Below are 19,416 nucleotides of genomic sequence, written 5' to 3' on the forward strand. Positions count from 1 at the left end.
GGTTGTGGCTACCGTAGGGTTACGTCTATTTAACACGCAGAACTCAATATGTAATGCAACATGGAGAAACACAAGGGGGTGCGCATGACCGGAAGGCCCGGCAGGACCGGGAGGGGCGCGAGCCAGGCGAGTGCGGGAGACCTGCTCGAACTGGTCCGCAGCGGGCGCGCCACCACCCGCGGCGCGCTCCAGCAGGTGACCGGACTCTCCCGCGCCACCGTGGGTCACCGCCTCGACCGCCTCTTCCGCGCGGGCTGGCTGCGCGAGGGCGCCGGCGGGCCGGTGGACTCCCCGCAGGGCGGCCGGCCCTCGATCACCCTGGAGTTCGACGACGCCCACGCCGTCGTCCTGGCCGCCGACCTCGACACCCGGCACGCGCGCGCCGCCGTCCTCTCCCTGACCGGCGAGATCCTCGCCGAACACAGCGGGACACCGCGTCTGGAGGACGGCCCCGAGGTGGTCCTGGGCGAACTCGGCCGCTGGTTCGCCGAACTCGTCGAGAAGACCGGCCGCCGGGCGACGGAGGTCTGCGGTGTCGGGCTCGCGGTGCCCGGGCCCGTCGACAGCGAGAGCGGCCGGGTCGTACAGCCGCCGATCATGCCCGGCTGGGACGGCTACGACATAAGGAGCCGCCTGGCCGGAGCCTTCACCGAGCGCACGGGCGCCCCGGCGGTCCCGGTGCTGGTCGACAACGACGCCAACCTCATGGCGTACGGCGAACAGCGCACCGCCCACCCCGACTGCTCGGCGTTCGTCCTGGTCAAGGTGTCGACGGGCATCGGCGCGGGCGTCGTGGTGAACGGCTCCGTCTACCGGGGCGTCGACGGGGGCGCCGGGGACATCGGCCACATCCGGGTCCCCGCGGGCGCCGGCCTGCTGTGCCGGTGCGGGTCCTACGGCTGTCTGGCCGCCGTGGCCAGCGGCGGCGCCGTCGCGCGGCGGCTGGCGGAGGCCGGCGTGCCGGCCGCCTCCGGCTCGGACGTGCGGGACCTGCTGGCCTCGGGACACCCGGAGGCGGCGGCGCTGGCGCGCGAGGCGGGCCGGCAGGTCGGTGACGTACTGGCCACCGTGGTGACCCTGCTCAACCCCGGGGTCCTGATGATCGCGGGAGACCTGGCCGGCACGCCCTTCCTCACGGGGGTGCGCGAGCTGCTGTACCAGCGGGCGCTGCCGCGCTCGACCGGCCACCTGGACGTCGTGACCTCACGGCTCGGGGAGCGGGCCGGGCTGGTGGGGGCCGGTGCGCTGGTGGTGGAGCACCTGTACGCGCCGGAGCGGGTGGAGGAACGGCTGCTGGCGCTCGGCGAGTGAGGTCGCCCTTCCGTGTCCGCGTTCCGCGTTTTCCGTTCCCTGTGCGCGTCCGCATCATGGAATTCGCTCGGCCGGGGCAGGTGATTCTCGCCACCCCTGATAGGGGTTCCGCTCAGATGAGCGGATGGTGGGCGAGTCCACTTCTCCAAGGGGTGGCACTCAGTGCCACCCCTTGATCGTTCATCGATCGAAATCAAACGTGCCGAAAGACGCTCACCTGAGCGCTATGGTGGGACTATGGGCGCAGCCCCGGGGGCCTGCGCGTTCAAGAAGTGAAAACACAAAGCGCCGCTCGCTTGCCAAGCCTTGACTTTCGATCCGCTGGCGGACGGCTGGTTACAGGCGCATGACACGCAAGTGGACGTACCCAGGCGCCTTCGATCTGGGTATGTTCCTGCCCGTCAGGGCAGCCACCGCGTCCTCGAGGAGTCGAGACCCGTGTCGGAAAACAGAGAACCCCACGTAGCTGAGCACGGCACCAGCGTTGAGGGCGTGAAGTTCGTCTACGACTTCACCGAGGGCAACAAGGACCTCAAGGACCTCCTCGGCGGCAAGGGCGCCAACCTCGCCGAGATGACCAACCTGGGCCTTCCGGTGCCTCCGGGCTTCACCATCACCACCGAGGCGTGCAAGGTCTACCTCGACAGCGGCGAGGAGCCGGCGGCACTGCGTGACGAGGTGAGTGCGCACCTCGACGCCCTCGAAGCGAAGATGGGCAAGAAGCTCGGCCAGGCCGACGACCCGCTGCTCGTCTCGGTCCGCTCCGGCGCGAAGTTCTCCATGCCCGGCATGATGGACACCGTCCTCAACATCGGCCTCTCCGACAAGTCGGTCCAGGGGCTGGCCGCCCAGGCCGGCGACGAGCGGTTCGCCTGGGACTCCTACCGCCGCCTGATCCAGATGTTCGGCAAGACCGTCCTCGGCGTCGACGGCGACCTCTTCGAGGACGCGCTGGAGAAGGCCAAGGACGCCAAGAAGGTCACGGTCGACACCGAACTGGAGGCGGCCGACCTCAAGAAGCTGGTCACCCGGTTCAAGCGGATCGTCAAGACCGAGGCCGGCCGGGACTTCCCGCAGGACCCCCGCGAACAGATGGACCTCGCCATCCACGCGGTCTTCGACTCCTGGAACACCGACCGCGCCAAGCTCTACCGCCGCCAGGAACGCATCCCGCACGACCTCGGCACCGCCGTCAACGTCTGCTCGATGGTCTTCGGCAACCTCGGCCCCGACTCGGGCACCGGCGTCGCCTTCACCCGCGACCCGGCCAGCGGCCACCAGGGCGTCTACGGCGACTACCTCCAGAACGCCCAGGGCGAGGACGTGGTGGCCGGCATCCGCAACACGGTCCCGCTCGCCGAGCTGGAGACCATCGACAAGACGTCGTACGACCAGCTCATGCAGATCATGGCCACCCTGGAGAACCACTACCGGGATCTGTGCGACATCGAGTTCACCATCGAGCGCGGCCAGCTGTGGATGCTCCAGACCCGCGTCGGCAAGCGCACCGCGGGCGCGGCCTTCCGCATCGCGACCCAGCTCGTCGACCAGGGCCTCATCGACGAGGCCGAGGCGCTCCAGCGGGTGACCGGCGCCCAGCTCGCCCAGCTGATGTTCCCCCGCTTCGACGAGCACACCAAGGTCGCACAGGTCGGCCGGGGCATCGCCGCCTCGCCGGGCGCCGCCGTCGGCAAGGCCGTCTTCGACTCGTACACCGCGGTGAAGTGGTCCCGCTCCGGCGAGAAGGTCATCCTGGTCCGCCGTGAGACCAACCCCGACGACCTCGACGGCATGATCGCGGCCGAGGGCATCCTCACCTCGCGCGGCGGCAAGACCTCGCACGCGGCCGTCGTCGCCCGCGGCATGGGCAAGACCTGCGTCTGCGGCGCGGAGGAGCTGGAGGTCGACACCAAGCGCCGCCGCATGACGGTCCCGGGCGGACACGTCGTCGAGGAGGGCGACCTGATCTCCATCGACGGTTCGAACGGCAAGGTGTACCTCGGTGAGGTCCCGGTGGTCCCCTCCCCGGTCGTGGAGTACTTCGAGGGCCGGATGCACGCGGGCGCCAACGACGCCGACGAACTGGTCGAGGCCGTCCACCGGATCATGGCCTTCGCCGACCGCAAGCGCCGGCTGCGCGTGCGCGCCAACGCGGACAACGCCGAGGACGCGATGCGCGCCCGCCGCTTCGGCGCCCAGGGCATCGGCCTGTGCCGCACCGAGCACATGTTCCTCGGCGACCGCCGTGAGCTGGTGGAACGCCTGATCCTGGCGGACACGGAGGCCGAGCGCGAGGAGTCGCTGAAGGAGCTGCTGCCGCTCCAGAAGAAGGACTTCGTGGAGCTGTTCTCGGCGATGGACGGCCTCCCGGTCACCGTCCGCCTCCTCGACCCGCCGCTGCACGAGTTCCTCCCCGACATCACCGAACTCTCGGTCCGTGTCGCGCTCGCGGAGTCCCGGCAGGAGCCGCACGAGAACGAACTGCGCCTGCTCCAGGCCGTCCACCGCCTGCACGAGCAGAACCCGATGCTGGGTCTGCGCGGGGTGCGCCTCGGTCTGGTGATCCCGGGCCTGTTCACCATGCAGGTACGGGCGATCGCCGAGGCCGCCGCCGAACGCAAGGCCGCCAAGGGCGACCCGCGGGCGGAGATCATGATCCCGCTGGTGGGCACCGTCCAGGAGCTGGAGATCGTGCGCGAGGAGGCGGACCAGGTGGTGGCCGAGGTCGAGGCCGCCACGGGCACCGAACTCAAGCTGGCCATCGGCACGATGATCGAGCTGCCCCGGGCCGCGCTGACGGCGGGGCAGATCGCGGAGGCCGCGGAGTTCTTCTCCTTCGGCACGAACGACCTCACCCAGACGGTGTGGGGCTTCAGCCGCGACGACGTCGAGGCATCCTTCTTCACCGCCTACCTGGAGAAGGGCATCTTCGGCGTCTCCCCCTTCGAGACGATCGACCGGGACGGCGTCGGCTCCCTGGTGAAACTCGCCGCGGAGGCCGGCCGCGCGACCCGGCCCGACCTGAAGCTCGGCGTCTGCGGCGAACACGGCGGCGACCCGGAGTCGGTCCACTTCTTCCACGAGGTGGGTCTCGACTACGTCTCCTGCTCCCCGTTCCGCATCCCGGTGGCCCGCCTGGAAGCGGGCCGCGCGGCCTCGCAGTCGACAGGCAGCGACCACCGGTAGAAGCTCCGGAGCCTTCACCCGTCACCCAGACCCTCAGCGACGGGCGACGGCTCCGGCTCGTAAGGAGGAGGCGGCACCCTGTGCGGGGGTGCCGCCTCCTTCGTCTGTCCGGACAGGGGCGGCGCCTACCCGCCTTCGCTGCCGTCGGTGATGCCGTGGCAGGCGCAACCGCAGCGGGGTGCCAGTAGGATGCCCGCGGCTCCCGGAAGGAACACGTCCTGCGTCTGACGGCACTCGGTGTGCAGGTCCTCGTAGCCGGGCCGCTTCGCCAGCGCGCACTCCGGCGAGGACGCTGAAGTGGACCCTGCGACGCGCGGCGTCCGCGTGGCAGTCGGGAGAGACGAGTTCGCCGACACGGACAGCCCTTGGCTGGAGCGGGCGTTGGTCTCGGCGACGCACGCGCTCAATGCCTCCGCCGGATCGACAGGCTGGAGGAGTCCCGGCAGGGGGGAAGGTCTCGGTCCGGCATGCGCGTCACCTCAGGCTCGACTGTCCCCGGCAAGGTTATGCGAAGGCCCAGCCACTCCACTTCTCCACCCGAACGGCGACCACGGGTCCCTGGAGAGGTGAGTCCTGGTACTGGTCGTACTTGCCGCACAGCAACTCCACCGCCCGAAGTCGCTCTTGGCCGCCTTCCAGCACCTCGCCACGACCATCGGCCCGCGCCCACCACAGTGTCGACCAGTCCTCGCCGTAGTGGTCGACCAGTACCGTCGCCGAAGGGTTCTCCCGGATATTGCGCAACCGGCGGAGGTCCCACGTGCTCTTGGGCTTGTGATCGACCGCGAAGTACACGACGTCGTCCAGTACGGCGAAGGTCACGGGCACCGCGTGCGGCAACCCTTTGCTGTCGGCCGTCGCCAGTCGGGCGACAGGCGACGCGACGAAACGTTCCCGGGCGACGAGCGGGGAGAGCTTCATGCGCTCCACCGTAGCGAGGCGTGCGGCGGGCGGGGCGGGGGAGCCGTCGCTCGGACCTTTGACTTCAGCCGGGCGGCGCATCAACCCGGGGCTGACGTCGGGGGGCCGAATCGTCGGCGGTCACGCGTCGCACGCGATCCCGTCGTTGTCGCGGTCCAGATGGGACGCGTAGCCGGGCTCACCGCGGTGGATGGGAGCGGCGCCGGCGGCCCGCGCCTCCGTGCAGTTGGCGTAGTAGACGTCACCGCCTCCTGAGCCGCTGTCCTCGGCGGGCTCGGCCGTGACGGTTCTGGTCGCCCTGACCGTTCTGGTGGCCTTGACGGTCTCGGTGGCGGTCACCGTGGCCGCCGGTTCGGGCGTCGCCGTCTCCGTGGTCGTGGCCGTGGCCGTGGCCGTGACGGTGACCGTCGGCCGCGGCGCGGCGGCCGCCGGCTTCGCGTCGGTCGTCGTGGTGTCGCCGCCACCGGCCCCGATCCCGACGCCGACGAACAGCGCTGTCGCGAGCGCGGGCAGAACGAACCGCTTCCGGGCCCACTTGGGCGGCTGCGGCACGGCGTACGGATTGCTCATGTGGATCCCCCAGAGGTGCGGCGTGAGGGGAATGACCGTATTGCCGTGCTCCCGGCCGTGTGGCGGAAGTGGCTTTTCCGTGACATCCGGCGACGGCCCGACCGCCGTCAGGCCGTCGCCCCGCTGCCCGCCGTCAGGTCCGTGTCCACGGCGGGGGCCGCCGCGTCCGGGGCGGAGGACGGCCTGTCACGCGACGCCCCTACGCCGCCCGGATCTCGTACGTCCGTACCCGTACCGTCTCGTCGTCCAGGCACGCTCCGGACTCCAGGTCGAAGCGCTGCTTCAGGAGGGGGGAGGCGACGAAGGGGCGGCCCTGGTGGGTGCCGGTCAGACCGCGGGAGAGGACGGCCGCACCGCCGAACGGGTCGCGGTTGTCGATGGCGTAGAGCCGGCCGGAGCGGTCGCGGAAGAGGGCAGCCTGGCGGCCGTCGGGCAGCAGGGCCGCCACCCCCCGGCCGGGCAGCAGCGCGCTCAGGTCGCACACCGTGAACCAGGCGTCGTCCAGGTTCAGTTGCAGCTTCAGATCGGTCGTCTCGGGTGCCAGGGTCATCGCTGGGCGCTTCCTTCCAGGACGTCTGCGGTGTCTGCCAGGGGGCGCATGCCGATGGACAGCAGCGGCAGGTCGGGCTTGATCTGGTCGCGCTCGGGGACGAAGCCGACCACCGGGTCGGGGGTGTCGGGCGCGTTGACGAAGGACACGAACCGGGCGAGTTTCTCGGGGTCGTTGATGGTCGTCGCCCACTCGTCGCGGTAGCCCGCGACATGGGCGGCCATGAGGGACTCCAGCTCCTCGCAGATGCCGAGGGAGTCCTCCACCACCACGTCCCGCACATGGTCGAGGCCGCCCGGGATGCGCTCCAGCCAGGTGGAGGTGCGCTCCAGGCGCTCGGCGGTGCGGATGTAGAACATCAGGAACCGGTCGATGAGACGGACCAGTTCGGCGTCGTTGAGGTCCTGGGCCAGCAGGTCCGCGTGGCGTGGGGTGGCGCCGCCGTTGCCGCCGACGTAGAGGTTCCAGCCGTTGGCGGTGGCGATGATGCCGAAGTCCTTGGACTGGGCCTCGGCGCACTCGCGGGCGCAGCCGGAGACCGCCGACTTCAGCTTGTGCGGGGAGCGCAGGCCCCGGTAGCGCAGCTCCAGGTCGATGGCCATCCGGACGGAGTCCTGGACGCCGTAGCGGCACCAGGTCTGGCCCACACAGGACTTCACGGTGCGCAGGGCCTTGCCGTACGCGTGGCCGGACTCGAAGCCGGCGTCGACCAGGCGGGCCCAGATCAGCGGGAGTTGCTCGACGCGCGCGCCGAACATGTCGATGCGCTGGCCGCCCGTGATCTTCGTGTAGAGGCCGAAGTCGCGGGCGATCTCACCGATCACGATCAGGCCCTCCGGGGTGATCTCACCGCCGGGGATGCGGGGCACGACCGAGTAGGAGCCGTTCTTCTGGAGGTTGGCGAGGAAGTGGTCGTTGCTGTCCTGGAGGGCGGCCTGTTCGCCGTCCAGGACGTAGCCGCTGGCGCCGATCGTCGGGGCGAGGGAGGCGATGATCGAGCCGACGGCCGGCTTGCAGGTCTCGCAGCCGTCGCCGCCCCGGGCGCCGTCGCGGCCGTAGCGGTCGAGGAGGTCCTGGTAGGTGGTGACGCGCAGGGCGAGGACGATCTCGTACAGCTCCTCGCGGGTCTGCGCGAAGCAGCCGCACAGGCCCTTGTCGACCTCGACGCCGCTCGCCTCCAGTTCGGCGGTGACCAGCTGGCCGAGCACCTTGACGCAACTGCCGCAGCCGGTACCGGCCTTGGTGCACTTCTTCACCTCGGGCACGGTCGTGCAGGAGTGCTCGGTGACCGCGTCGCGGATCGTGCCCTTGGTGACGTTGTGGCAGGAGCAGATGACCGCCTCGTCGGGGAGGGCGGCGGGGCCGAGCTGGGCGCCGCCCCCGGAGCCCGCCGGCAGCACCAGCTGCTCCGGCGAGATCGGGGGGACCGAGCCGGTGAGGGCGCGCAGCGTGCCGTACGCCTCCGCGTCGCCCACCAGGATGCCGCCGAGCAGTTCCCCGTCGCGGCCGATGACCAGCTTCTTGTACGTGCCCGAGCGTGAGTCGGAGTAGACGACGTCGAGGCAGTCCGCGGTGGTGCCGTGGGCGTCGCCGAAGGACGCCACGTCGACGCCGAGCAGCTTCAGCTTGGTGGACAGGTCGGCGCCGGTGAAGGCGGCCTCGTCCTGGGCGATGGTCGCCGCGGCGGTCTGCGCCTGCTCGTAGCCGGGGGCGACCAGGCCGTAGACCCGGCCGTCCGCGGCGAGCGCGCACTCGCCGATCGCGAACACGTGCGGGTCGCAGACCGTCCGGCACTGCTCGTCGACGGCGATGCCGCCGCGGTCGCCGACCGTGAGGCCGCTGTCGCGGGCGAGTTGGTCGCGCGGGCGGACACCGGCGGAGAACACCACCATGTCGGTGGCGAGTTCGGAGCCGTCGGACAGTTTCATGCCGGTGACCGCGCCGTCCTCGCCGACCACGATCTCCTGCGTGCCGGTGCCGGTGTGGACGCTCAGGCCCATGTCCTCGATGGTGCGCAGCAGGGCGGCGCCGCCGCCGTCGTCGACCTGCACCGGCATCAGGCGCGGCGCGAACTCCACGATGTGGGAGGTCAGTCCGAGGCCCTTGAGGGCGCCGGCCGCCTCCAGTCCGAGGAGGCCGCCGCCGACCACGGCACCCGTGGTGGCCCGCGACTTCGCGTACGCCTCGATGGCGAACAGGTCCTCGATGGTGCGGTAGACGAAGCAGCCCTCGGCGTCCTTGCCGGGGACCGGCGGCACGAAGGGGTAGGAGCCGGTGGCCAGTACGAGGGTGTCGTAGGCGACGGTCAGGCCGGAGCGGGCGGTCACCGTCCGCGCGGCGCGGTCGATACTCAACGCGGGGTCACCGACGTGCAGTTCGATCCCGTGGTCCTTGATGAACTCCAGGTCGGTGACCGACAGGTCCTCGGGCGTACGGCCCGAGAAGTACGAGGTGAGCTGTACGCGGTCGTACGCCGGCCGCGGCTCCTCGCACAGTACGACCACCCGGTGCGTGGCGGTCAGGCCGCGCTCGGCGAGCGCTTCGAGGAAGCGCTGGCCGACCATGCCATGGCCGACGAGCACGATCGTGGGGGTGCCCCCCAGGGTGGCGGTCATCAGGAGCCTCCGTCGTTGGTGAGCAGGTGGAGCAGGGGGCCGCCGTCGGAGGGCAGCGGCTCTGCTCCCTCCCAGGCGCGCGCGAGCGCGCCGACGGTGCCGAGTTCGCCGACGAGAACCCCGCCGACCAGGCGGTCGTCGCGGACGACGACCTTGCGGTAGGTGCCGCGGGTGGCGTCGGCGAGCTGCACGACGTCGTCGCCGGGGCGTGCCTCCGTCTCGCCGAACGCGGCGAGGTCGAAGGCGCTGTGCCCGGCGAGCGTGAGCCGGGTCAGGGAGCGGGTGCCGGTGTAGCGGGCGCGGGTGCCGCCCGCCAGCAACCCGGCCAGGATCTCGGCCTGTTCCAGGGCCGGCGCGGCGAGGCCGTACACCGTGCCGTCGTGCTGCGCGCAGTCGCCGACGGCCCGGATGTCCGGGTCGGATGTGCGGAGTTCGTCGTCGACGAGGACGCCCTTGTGGACGGCGAGCCCGGCCTGCTGGGCGAGGCCGACGCGCGGGTGGACCCCGCAGGCCAGGACGACGAGGTCGGCGTCGAGGGCGTAGCCGTCGGCCATCTCCACCGAGCGGACCGCGCCGCCGACGCAGCGCACGTCCCGCACCCGGCACTCGGTGTGCACCTCGACGCCGAGGTCGCCGAGGTGGCGGTGGACCAGCCGGGACGCGCCCGAGTCGAGCTGACGTTCCATCAGCCGCTCGGACTGCTGGGCCAGGACGACCTGCGCGCCGCGCACGGCGAGCGCGCGGGCCGCGGACACCCCGAGCAGCCCGCCGCCGATCACGACCGCCCGCACCCCCGGCCGTACCGCCTTGGACAGGCCCAGGCAGTCGTCCATCGTGCGGAACGCGTGGACGCCCTCGGGCAGTTCGTGGTCGGGGGTGAACAGGCCGCGCAGGGGCGGGAGTACGGGGTTGGAGCCGGTGGCCAGGACGAGCGTGTCGTATGCGATCACCGTGCCGTCCGCGCAGTGCACGCTCCGCTCGGCGCGGTCGATGCCGGTGACCCGGGCGCGCGTCAGCCCGGCGGGCGCCGGGAGGGCGATCACCTCGGGGCTGTACCGGCCGGCCAGCACCTCGGCGAGCAGCACCCGGTTGTACGGCCGGTGTTCCTCCTCGCCGATCAGCAGCGCGGGCGTGCCGAGCTCACCGAGCCGCCGGGCGAGCCGTACGCCCGCGAGCCCGGCGCCGATCACCACCACACGCGTATTCGAGGTCATGTCCAGGAGCCTGCGGGGTGGGTGTTACCCGACCGCATCACGTCTGTTTCCCGCGAGGAACGCTGCCCTCAGCTGAAGCGGACGGTGGGTGTGAGGGTTCCCAGGACGCGGCGGGGCGCGGTGTGAGGGGGTCGGCGGGCGGCGGGGAGGGGTGGTGAGGGGCCCCGACGGGGGATCGGGGCGGGCGAGGGGCGTGGCGTGAGGCGAGCCGACGCCCAGCCGGGGTGGGGCGGATCGCCTGACGGGAGCGGATCGCCTGACGGGAGTGGATCGCCCGACGGGAGCGGATCGCCCGGCGACAGCGGCGGCCGGCCGGGACGCAGCCCGGGGCATGCCCCCGTCGTCGGCGCATCCGTGAACCGGTGCCTCAGCGGCTGCCCGTCAGGTGCGCGAACACGACCACGTTGCCCTCGTAGCCGGTGGCCCGCGAGTAGCCTCCGCCGCAGGTGATCACCCGCAGCTCCGGCCGGTCGGCGGCGCCGTACACCTTCTCGTCGGGGAAGTCCTTCGCCTCGTACATCTCCACCGCGTCGACGGTGAACAGCGCGACGCTGCCGTCCCGCCGGTCGACCTCGACGGTGCTGCCCTTCTTCAGGGCGCCGAGGTCGTAGAAGACGGCGGGGCCGTCGGCGTTGTCGACGTGCCCGGCGACGATCGCCGTGCCGGTCTCGCCCGGTGTGGTGCCGGCCTCGTACCAGCCGGCCAGGTTCTTCCTCGCGGCCGGCGGCACGTCGAGGCTGCCGGCCCGGGTGAGGCGCAGGCCCATGAGGGGGGCGTCCACACGGATCGCCGGGATGCGGATGCGGTCGGGCGCGGACGGCGGCAGCGCGGGCACGACGGGCGCCCGCGACAGCCGCCCGTACGTCCCGGTCCGGCCGCCGTCCGGTCCGGAGCCCGCCTGCGCGGCGGACGGCTGTGGCGGTGGATGCGTCTCGGCGCCGCTGCCCAACAGCCACGCGGCGCAGCACAGGGCGGCTACGGTGACGCCGGCTATCGCGGTGTTGCTGAACCCGCGCACACGAGCCTCCTCGGGTCTGTCGTGCGGATCAGTTCGGGCTCGCGGGGCCCGGACCGATCCGGGCGGCGGCCCCGGGCCGGCCCCTGGGCGGGCCCGGGTCCCCCTCCGGGCCGCGAGGGGCGTCGGGCCCGGAGGGGGAGGGGACATGCGGTACCGGCGGACGGACGGCGGAGGGTGTCCGTCAGATCCCGTCGCCTCTCGCCCGGCGATGCAGGAGCCAGGTACCGCCCGCGGCGGCGACGGCGAGAGCCGCCACGCCTGCCGCGGTCTGCGCGGGGTCGTGGCCGAGAGCGCCGCCGACCCCCGTCTTCACACTTCCGCGGGGATGCACCTGCTGCCGGGGGGACGTCAGCGTGACCACCAGGTCGCCCGTCACCCGCCGACCGCTGCGGGCGCACACCGCGACGATCTCGTACGTTCCCGGCTGCGCGCTCGGCGGAACCCGGAACTGCCCGGTCGTGTCGTCCCCGTGCGTGCCGGGCGCCAGCGTGAAGGTGCCGGAGCCCACCGCGCCCGCGTCACCCGCCGCGGCGGCGCCCTTGCCGCACGCCGCGGTGTCCACGCTCACCCGGCCGCCCGGCACGACGGAGGACGGGAACACCTCCAGGCCACCGGTGTCGGCGGTGTCAGCGGCGTACGCGGGCGTGACGGCGAGCCCGGCGGCGGCGACGGCGAGCGCGGTTCCGCTCAGCAGACGGTACGTACGTCGCATCGGTGCTCCCTCGAACTTTCTCGGCCGGGGCGCACCCGCGACACCCCCGATGTGCCGCCGAGTCGGTCACGCCCCTGCCCTTCAGAGGTAAGGGCCACCGGGGCGAGTCCGCTTGCCGAGGAAGCGTCACAAACGTGGTGAACGGGTGGCGCCGGCCCCCTCCGGGAGCCCTTGGGGCGCTCGTTTCAGCAGGTCACCGGCCATACTGACGTCTCGTCACGGAAATGCGGCGAAGAGGGTGCTGCACGGGTGTGAACGGGTGACCGGACCCGCGGGGAGACCCGCGGACCGGCCACCTCCCGGCCGTACCGGAACAGGCCCGGAGCGGCCGGCTCACTCACCCGTCGAAGCCGTGCCGGGCGAGCGCCCCCGGCGTCAGCTCACGTTGACCGCGCTCCAGGCGGCGGCCACCGCGTTGTACTCGGTGCTGCCGGTCCCGTACAGGTCCTTCGCCGCGTTCAGCGAGGCCGTCCGGGCGCCCGCGTACTTCGTCGAGGACGTCATGTAGACCGTCAGGGCCCGGTACCAGATGGCGCCGAGCTTGTCCCGCCCGATGCCGGTGACGGTCGACCCGTTGCAGGTGGGGGAGTTGTAGCTGATGCCGTTGAGGCTCTTGGCGCCGCTGCCCTCCGCGAGCAGGTAGGCGAAGTGGTTCGCGACGCCCGAGGAGTAGTGGACGTCGAGGTTGCCGACCGAGGAACTCCAGCAGTCAGCCGAGTTGCCGTCCTTGGAGGGCTTGTCCATGTAGCGCAGGGCGTCGCGGCCGAAGCCGGAGCGGACGATCTTCTCGCCGATCAGGTAGTCACCGGCGTCGGCGCTGTTGTTCGCGTGCCACTCCACCAGGGTGCCGAAGATGTCCGACGTCGCCTCGTTGAGGCCGCCGGACTCGCCCGAGTACGTCAGGGCCGCCGTCTTCGAGGTGACCCCGTGGGACATCTCGTGGCCGGCCACGTCCAGGGCCACCAGCGGCCCGAAGGTCGTCCCGTCGCCGTCGCCGTAGGTCATGCAGAAGCAACTGTCGTCCCAGAAGGCGTTGTTGTAGCTGCTGCCGTAGTGCACGCGGTTGTACGAGCCCTTGCCGTCGCCCGCGATGCCGTTGCGCCCGTGGACGCTCTTGTAGTAGTCCCAGGTCTCGTTCGTGCCGTACTGGGCGTCCACCGCGGCCGAGGAACGGTCGGCCGTCGTGCCCGTGCCCCAGTGGTTGTCGGCGTCGGTGAACAGCGTGGCCGGTGCGCGGCTGATGCAGATGCCGAAGATGCACAGGTCGGTCTTGTTCGCCGCGTCACCGGTGTACGTGTTCCCGCGCGTCGCGTCCTTCAGCTGGTACGTCGACCCCGACAGCGTCGTCTCCAGTGCGACCGTGCCGCCGTAGAGCGCCTTCCCGTCGCCGGTCGCGGTCTCGATGCTGTCCCAGGCGTCGATCTGCGCGCCCGTGCGGGCGTCGGTCAGCACGGTGCGGGCGACCGGGTTGCCGAGGGAGTCCTGCGCCACCGTGTCGGTCCGCCAGGCCAGTCTCGGGGTGCCGTGCAGGGCGTCGACGACGAGCCGCGGCTTGGCCCGGACCTTCTTCAGCGTCTCGCCGAGGTGGGCGGCCCGCAGGGCGTTCACCGCGAGCCCGGCGGCCTTCGGCGCGGCCAGCCGGGGGGTCACGCTCGCCAGGGATATGGACGAGCGGGTCGCGCGCGAGGCCCCGCGGTACGAACCGTCGGAGGCCAGGTGGACCACGAAGTCGCCGCCGAGCACGGGGAGTCGGCGGTAGGTGCGGTCGTAGCGGACGTGCTGGGTGCCGTTCTTGTCGACGACCACGTCCCGGACGCTCGTGTCCTGCGGGGCGGTGAGCCCGAGGCTCGCGGCGTGCGCGACGAGCGCCGAGGCGGCGTGCTCGATCGCGGAGCTCCTGGTGGGTCGGTCGGCCGCGCCGGCGGCGGGGGAGAGTGCGGTGGCCAGCAGGGTGGCGGCGGTCGCGGCGACACCGGCCGCGGCGATACGGGAACCTCGAATGTGCCGTGTCCGACTCATCGATCTCCTCGGGAAGGCGCCCTGGGTGCGTGGGGGCGGCGCTGATGGTGACTGAGATTTAAGTGGTCATGACATGTCATGTCCATAGCGCGTCGGTGCGGGTGTGTGAGGAGAGAGAATCGTTTCCGTGACCCTCCCGTTCTTCGTCTACGGCACCCTGCGCCCCGGCCGCCGCCACCACGACGCCTTCCTGCGCGGCCGCACCCGGACCGAGGAGCCCGCCCGTCTCGACGGCGCGGTGCTCTACGACGGCCCCGGCTACCCGTACGCCGTCGAGGAACCGGGCGGGATCGTCCACGGAGAGCTGGTCACCGCCGTACCGGAGGCGTACGCGGAGCTGCTCCTGGCCCTGGACCGGCTGGAGGAGTACGCCCCCGGCGACCCGGGCAACCTCTACGACCGCGTCGAACGCGCGGTGACCCGCGGCGCGGACGGACGGTCGGTGCGGGCCTGGGTGTACGTCGCCGCACCCGCCGTCGCCGCACGGCTGCGGGCCCGCGGGGAACTGATCGAGGGCGGGGAGTGGTTGGTGCGGTGAGGCGGCCCGGCCGCCTCGGCCAGTCCGGCCGCCCGGCCGCCCGGCCGCCTCGGCCAGTCCGGCCGCCCGGCCGCCCGGCCGCTCAGGTCACCCCGCGGTTCGGGCCGCTCCCGCCGCACTCGTGAAGCGGGGAAGCCGCCCGGTCAGGGTGTCGGCGTCGGGGCCGGCGTCTCCAGCCGTACCGCGCACACCTTGAACTCCGGCATCCGTGAGATCGGGTCGAGGGCCGGGTTGGTCAGGGTGTTGGCCCGGCCCTCGCCGGCCCAGTGGAAGGGCATGAAGACGGTGTCGGGCCGGATGGTGCTGGTGATCCGCGCCGGCGCCACGGCCCGGCCCCGCCGGGACACCACCACCACGGGGTCGCCCTCGGCCGCCCCCAGTCGCTCCGCCAGCCGCGGATGAAGTTCCACGAACGGGCCGGGAGCGGCGGCGTTGAGCTCGTCCACGCGCCGGGTCTGCGCGCCGGACTGGTACTGCGCCACGACCCGCCCGGTCGTCAGCAGCACCGGGTACTCGTCGTCCGTTTCCTCGGCGGCCGCCCGGTGCGACACGGCGACGAACCGGGCGAGCCCGTCCTCGGTGGCGAACCGGTCGAGGAAGAGACGGGGAGTGCCGGGGTGGACGTCGGCGCGGGCGTCTCGGACCGTGCTGTCCGGCACCGGTCGGACCGTGTTGTCCGGCACCGGTCGGACCGTGTTGTCCGGCACCGGCAGATCCCTCCGCCGCCCGTCGCCCTCCGAGACGATCACCGCCGAGCCGGCGACGCTCCCGTCCTCGGGTGCCGGGGCCGGTGCCGGTGCCGGGCACGGCCAGAACACCCCGTTCTCCTCCACGAGCCTCCGGTAGGTGATCCCGGAGTAGTCCGCGGGGCCGCCCGCGCTCGCGCGGCGCAGCTCCTCGAAGACCTCCTCGGGGTCGGTCGGGAAGCCCTTCTCCACGCCGAGGCGGTCGGCGACCTCGTGGAGGACCTCCAGGTCGCTGCGGATGCCGTCCGGGGGCGTGATCGCGCGCCGCCGCAGCAGCACCCGCCCCTCCAGGTTGGTCGTCGTGCCGGTCTCCTCGGCCCACTGCGTCACCGGCAGCACCACGTCCGCGAGCGCGGCCGTTTCCGACAGCACCACGTCCGCGACGGCCAGGAAGTCCAGGGACCGCAGCCGTTCCTCGATGTGCGCGGCGCGCGGGGCCGACACGACCGGGTTCGAGCCCATCAGCAGCAGTGAACGGATGTCCGTGCCCAGCGCGTCGAGGAGTTCGTACGCGCTGCGCCCCGGCCCCGGCAGCGAGTCCGGGTCCACGCCCCACACCTCGGCCACATGCCGGCGCGCCGCCGGGTCGGTCAGCTTGCGGTAGCCGGGCAACTGGTCGGCCTTCTGGCCGTGTTCGCGTCCGCCCTGCCCGTTGCCCTGACCGGTCAGACAGCCGTACCCGGAGAGGGGCCGCCCCGCCCGGCCCGTCGCCAGGCACAGGTTGATCCAGGCGCCCACCGTGTCGGTGCCCTTGGACTGCTGCTCGGGTCCGCGGGCGGTGAGCACCATCGCGGCCTCCGGTTCGCAGAACATCCGGACGGCCTCGCGCAGTTGGGGAACGGACACCCCCGTGATCCGTTCCACGTACTCCGGCCAGTGCGCCATCGCCGCCGCCCGGGCGTCCTCCCAGCCCACGGTCCGCTCACGGACGTACGACTCGTCCACCCGGCCCTCGGCCACGACCAGGTGCAACAGGCCCAGGGCGAGGGCCAGATCGGTGCCCGGCCGGGGCGCCAGGTGCAGGTCGGCCTGCTCGGCGGTCTTCGTGCGCCGCGGGTCCACGACGATCAACGTGCCGCCGTTCTCGCGCAGTTCGCTCAGGTAGCGCAGCGCGGGCGGCATGGTCTCCGCGAGGTTGGAGCCGACGAGGATCACACAGCCCGTGCGCGGGATGTCCTCCAGCGGGAAGGGCAGCCCGCGGTCCAGGCCGAACGCCCTGGTGCCGGCGGCGGCCGCCGACGACATGCAGAAACGGCCGTTGTAGTCGATCTGCGAGGTGCCGAGGACGACCCGCGCGAACTTGCCGAGCGCGTACGCCTTCTCGTTGGTGAGGCCGCCCCCGCCGAAGACCCCGCACGCGTCCGGGCCATGCTCCGAACGCGTGCGGGACAACTCGCCGGCGATCCGGTCCAGCGCCTCCTCCCAGGAGGCGGGTACGAGCGTGCCCCCGGAGCGCACCAGCGGAGAGGTCAGCCGCACCCGGGAGGAGAGCACCGCCGGCGCCGTACGACCCTTGCCGCACAGGGCACCCCGGTTCACGGGGAAGTCCGCGCGCTCGGTCACCTCGACCGTCCCGTCCGGTGCGGGCGTCAGGTTCATCCCGCACTGCAGGGCGCAGTACGGGCAGTGCGTGGGCGTCACGGAGTTCTCCATGCCCCTCAGCGTGCGTCGGCCGTGTTACGCGCGGGACGGCGCCCTGTTACGCGGCCGGGACGCCGACCTCCCCGCCGCCGGCCGGCCGGAGTGAGGGGCGCGTGAGGCGGGCGTCACCGGGCGGCGGCGAGCGCTCGCGCGACCCCCGGCTCCTTCGGGCCGAGGAAGCGCGGGTCGGGCTCGAACACCACGTCCAGCGCCGCCTTGCCGGCCGCGAGCAGCTCCCGGGCGCCGCCGTAGTACCAGGTCACGTCGTGTTTGGCGGCGACACCGATGCCGTACGACTCGACGCCCGCCGCCCGGCACAGCGCGAGAGCCCGCCGGATGTGGAAGCCCTGGCTGATCAGGACGGCCCGGTCGACACCGAAGATCTTCCGGGCGCGGACGCAGGAGTCCCAGGTGTCGAAGCCCGCGTAGTCGCTGACGATCCGCCGGCCGGGGACGCCGTGCCGGGTCAGATAGCCGCGCATCGCGTCCGGCTCGTCGTAGTCCGCGCGGCTGTTGTCGCCGGTGACGAGGACCACCTTCACCCGGCCCTCGCGGTACAGCGTGGCCGCCGCGTCCAGTCGGTGCGCGAGGTACGGCGAGGGCTCGCCGTCCCACAGACCGGCACCGAAGACGACGGCCACGTCGGCGCGGGGCGCGTCCGCCGTCGTCCGCAGCCGGTCGGCCGTCACCACCCACATCCAGGTGCTCGGCAGCAGCGCCAGCACACACCCGGCCATCACGGCCTGCACGAGCCGCCGGCGTCCGGTCCGGGTGCGGGGCAGCCGGGGTCTGCGGAGCTTCAGGTGGTGCATCGGACGGTTCCTCCCCGGTCGGCTCTCGACAGAGAGGGACGCAGCGTAAGGCTCTCCGGTTCGGTCACCCGGACGTGACCGGGTTCACCCGTGGCCGCGAAGGCGACGTCTGCCCGTCAAAGGAGCGGCGTCCGGTGCCTGTCGCGGGACTCGTACGGGTGAAACCGCAGTTCAGTCCGCCTCACACACCCCGTGCCCCCGTCCGTGAACCCCCGGAAAACACCCGTCACTCCCGTGCAACGGGGTGGCAACCTCCGCCCGCCACCATCGGTGCATGACGGCGTCGAACCCTGCTCGCCACGAGTCCACGACCGGCCCCGGCCCTCAGGCCCAGGGGGCTCACCTCGACAGTACGGCGCACCTCTTGAACCGGATCGGCAGCCGGCTCGCAGGCCGGCTCAGCCTCGTCCCGCTCGACGGCGGGCGGCGACCCGACCCGCCCGCGCTGGTCGTCGTGGCACACGGCAGCCGCAACCCGCGGGCGCTGAGCACGGTCCGCGCGCTCCTCGACCGGGTCCGCGAGCTGCGGCCCGGGCTGCCCGTGCACCTCGGCCACATCGAGCTCAACGAGCCGCTGCTGCCCGACACCCTGACCACCCTCGCGCACATGGGCACGGAGGAGGCGGTCCTGGTCCCCCTTCTGCTCAGTCGCGGCTACCACGTCAAGCGGGACATCCCCGAGATGGCCGCCGCCGCCCCGTTGCGCACCAGGGTGGCCGCCCCGCTGGGCCCGCACCCGCTGCTCGCCGAGGCGCTGTACGCCCGTCTCGTCGAGGCCGGCTGGCGCCCCCGGACCGCCGACGCCGTCGTCCTCGCCGCCGCGGGCTCCCGCGACCCGGACTCCGCCGTCGACACAGGTCGCACCGCGCAGCTCCTCGCGGACCGCCTCGGCGTTCCGGTGGTCCCGGCCTACGCCACCACCGCCGGCCCGACCGTCCCCGCCGCCCTGCGCGCCCTCGCCGCCCGCGGCCACGACCGCGTCGCCGTCGCCTCCTGCTTCACCGCCCCCGGCCGCTTCGCCACCGAGTGCGCCCAGGCCGCCCCCTGGATCGCCTCGGCCCCCCTCGGCACCCACCCCGCCATGGCCCACCTCCTCCTCCACCACTACGACCAAACCACCCTCACCCTCACCCCCCAAGCCCTGACCCCGGCCTGACCCACCCCCCTCCAGGGGCGCGGGGAACTGCGCGAAAGCCTCCGACGGACCGGCACAGACCGTCGACGGATCCCCCGACCCACGTCGTCGGGGGTGCGGGGAACTGCGCGAAAGCCCCCGACGGACCGGCACAGACTGTCGACGGATCCCCCGACCCACCTCGTCGGGGGTGCGGGGAACTGCGCGAAAGCCCCCGACGGACCGGCACAGACTGTCGACGGATCCCCCGACCCACCTCGTCGGGGGTGCGGGGAACTGCGCGAAAGCCCCCGACGGACCGGCACAGACCGTCGACGGATCCCCCGACCCACCTCGTCGGGGGTGCGGGGAACTGCGCGAAAGCCCCCGACGGACCGGCACAGACTGTCGACGGATCCCCCGACCCACCTCGTCGGGGGTGCGGGGAA

14 protein-coding genes are annotated in these 19,416 nt (G+C 72.6%); 4 read left to right on the forward strand and 10 right to left on the reverse strand.

The window, feature by feature from the left end; all coding sequences use genetic code 11:
- The first annotated feature begins 84 nt into the window (after nt 1-84).
- Nucleotides 85-1,311, forward strand: coding sequence for an ROK family protein (locus tag AC07AZ_RS21125; RefSeq protein WP_478849904.1), 1,227 nt, complete (start codon nt 85-87; stop codon nt 1,309-1,311).
- Nucleotides 1,312-1,749: 438 nt separating this feature from the next.
- Entirely contained in the window at nt 1,750-4,497 is a 2,748-nt protein-coding gene (gene ppdK / locus AC07AZ_RS21130; protein ID WP_478849906.1) for a pyruvate, phosphate dikinase, read from the forward strand.
- Between the two features lie 504 nt (nt 4,498-5,001).
- On the opposite strand, the gene AC07AZ_RS21135 is transcribed toward ppdK, so the two are convergent.
- The 8 genes from AC07AZ_RS21135 to AC07AZ_RS21170 form a co-directional block, all read right to left on the reverse strand.
- Nucleotides 5,002-5,418, reverse strand: coding sequence for a TIGR03668 family PPOX class F420-dependent oxidoreductase (locus AC07AZ_RS21135; protein ID WP_478849908.1), 417 nt, complete (start codon nt 5,416-5,418; stop codon nt 5,002-5,004).
- A gap of 120 nt (nt 5,419-5,538) precedes the next feature.
- Nucleotides 5,539-5,988 carry an excalibur calcium-binding domain-containing protein gene (locus AC07AZ_RS21140; RefSeq protein WP_478849910.1) on the reverse strand — a complete coding sequence of 150 codons (450 nt, stop codon included), beginning with the start codon at nt 5,986-5,988 and terminating at the stop codon, nt 5,539-5,541.
- A gap of 199 nt (nt 5,989-6,187) precedes the next feature.
- Nucleotides 6,188-6,538, reverse strand: coding sequence for a nitrite reductase small subunit NirD (gene nirD / locus AC07AZ_RS21145; protein ID WP_478849912.1), 351 nt, complete (start codon nt 6,536-6,538; stop codon nt 6,188-6,190).
- On the reverse strand, nt 6,535-9,153 hold the full coding sequence (gene nirB, locus AC07AZ_RS21150) for a nitrite reductase large subunit NirB (protein WP_478849913.1): 2,619 nt from the start codon (nt 9,151-9,153) through the stop codon (nt 6,535-6,537). Before nirB ends, nirD begins: the two co-directional genes overlap by 4 nt.
- Entirely contained in the window at nt 9,153-10,367 is a 1,215-nt protein-coding gene (locus AC07AZ_RS21155; protein WP_478849915.1) for an NAD(P)/FAD-dependent oxidoreductase, read from the reverse strand. The genes nirB and AC07AZ_RS21155 overlap by 1 nt, the downstream gene beginning before the upstream one ends.
- Before the next feature lie 367 nt (nt 10,368-10,734).
- Nucleotides 10,735-11,385 carry a class F sortase gene (locus AC07AZ_RS21160; RefSeq protein WP_478849917.1) on the reverse strand — a complete coding sequence of 217 codons (651 nt, stop codon included), beginning with the start codon at nt 11,383-11,385 and terminating at the stop codon, nt 10,735-10,737.
- A gap of 181 nt (nt 11,386-11,566) precedes the next feature.
- On the reverse strand, nt 11,567-12,097 hold the full coding sequence (locus AC07AZ_RS21165) for a hypothetical protein (protein WP_478849919.1): 531 nt from the start codon (nt 12,095-12,097) through the stop codon (nt 11,567-11,569).
- A 375-nt stretch (nt 12,098-12,472) separates the two neighbouring features.
- Nucleotides 12,473-14,116: a M4 family metallopeptidase gene (locus AC07AZ_RS21170; protein WP_478849921.1), complete on the reverse strand. Its 1,644-nt coding sequence runs from the start codon at nt 14,114-14,116 to the stop codon at nt 12,473-12,475.
- A 127-nt stretch (nt 14,117-14,243) separates the two neighbouring features.
- On the opposite strand from AC07AZ_RS21170, the gene AC07AZ_RS21175 reads away from it, so the two are divergent.
- A complete protein-coding gene (locus tag AC07AZ_RS21175) occupies nt 14,244-14,654 on the forward strand; it encodes a gamma-glutamylcyclotransferase family protein (protein WP_478849923.1) in 411 nt (136 codons plus the stop codon).
- Nucleotides 14,655-14,797: 143 nt separating this feature from the next.
- On the opposite strand, the gene AC07AZ_RS21180 is transcribed toward AC07AZ_RS21175, so the two are convergent.
- Together AC07AZ_RS21180 and AC07AZ_RS21185 are read right to left on the reverse strand one after the other, a co-directional pair.
- A complete protein-coding gene (locus AC07AZ_RS21180; RefSeq protein ID WP_478849925.1) occupies nt 14,798-17,053 on the reverse strand; it encodes a molybdopterin oxidoreductase family protein in 2,256 nt (751 codons plus the stop codon).
- 113 nt (nt 17,054-17,166) lie between these two features.
- The gene (locus tag AC07AZ_RS21185) at nt 17,167-17,853 is read right to left on the reverse strand and encodes a SanA/YdcF family protein (RefSeq protein ID WP_478849927.1); all 687 of its coding nucleotides are present in this window, start codon (nt 17,851-17,853) and stop codon (nt 17,167-17,169) included.
- A 274-nt stretch (nt 17,854-18,127) separates the two neighbouring features.
- On the opposite strand from AC07AZ_RS21185, the gene AC07AZ_RS21190 reads away from it, so the two are divergent.
- Nucleotides 18,128-19,009 carry a sirohydrochlorin chelatase gene (locus AC07AZ_RS21190; protein ID WP_478849929.1) on the forward strand — a complete coding sequence of 294 codons (882 nt, stop codon included), beginning with the start codon at nt 18,128-18,130 and terminating at the stop codon, nt 19,007-19,009.
- Nucleotides 19,010-19,416: the final 407 nt, after the last annotated feature.

This window comes from Streptomyces sp. NPDC043878 (assembly GCF_056435735.1).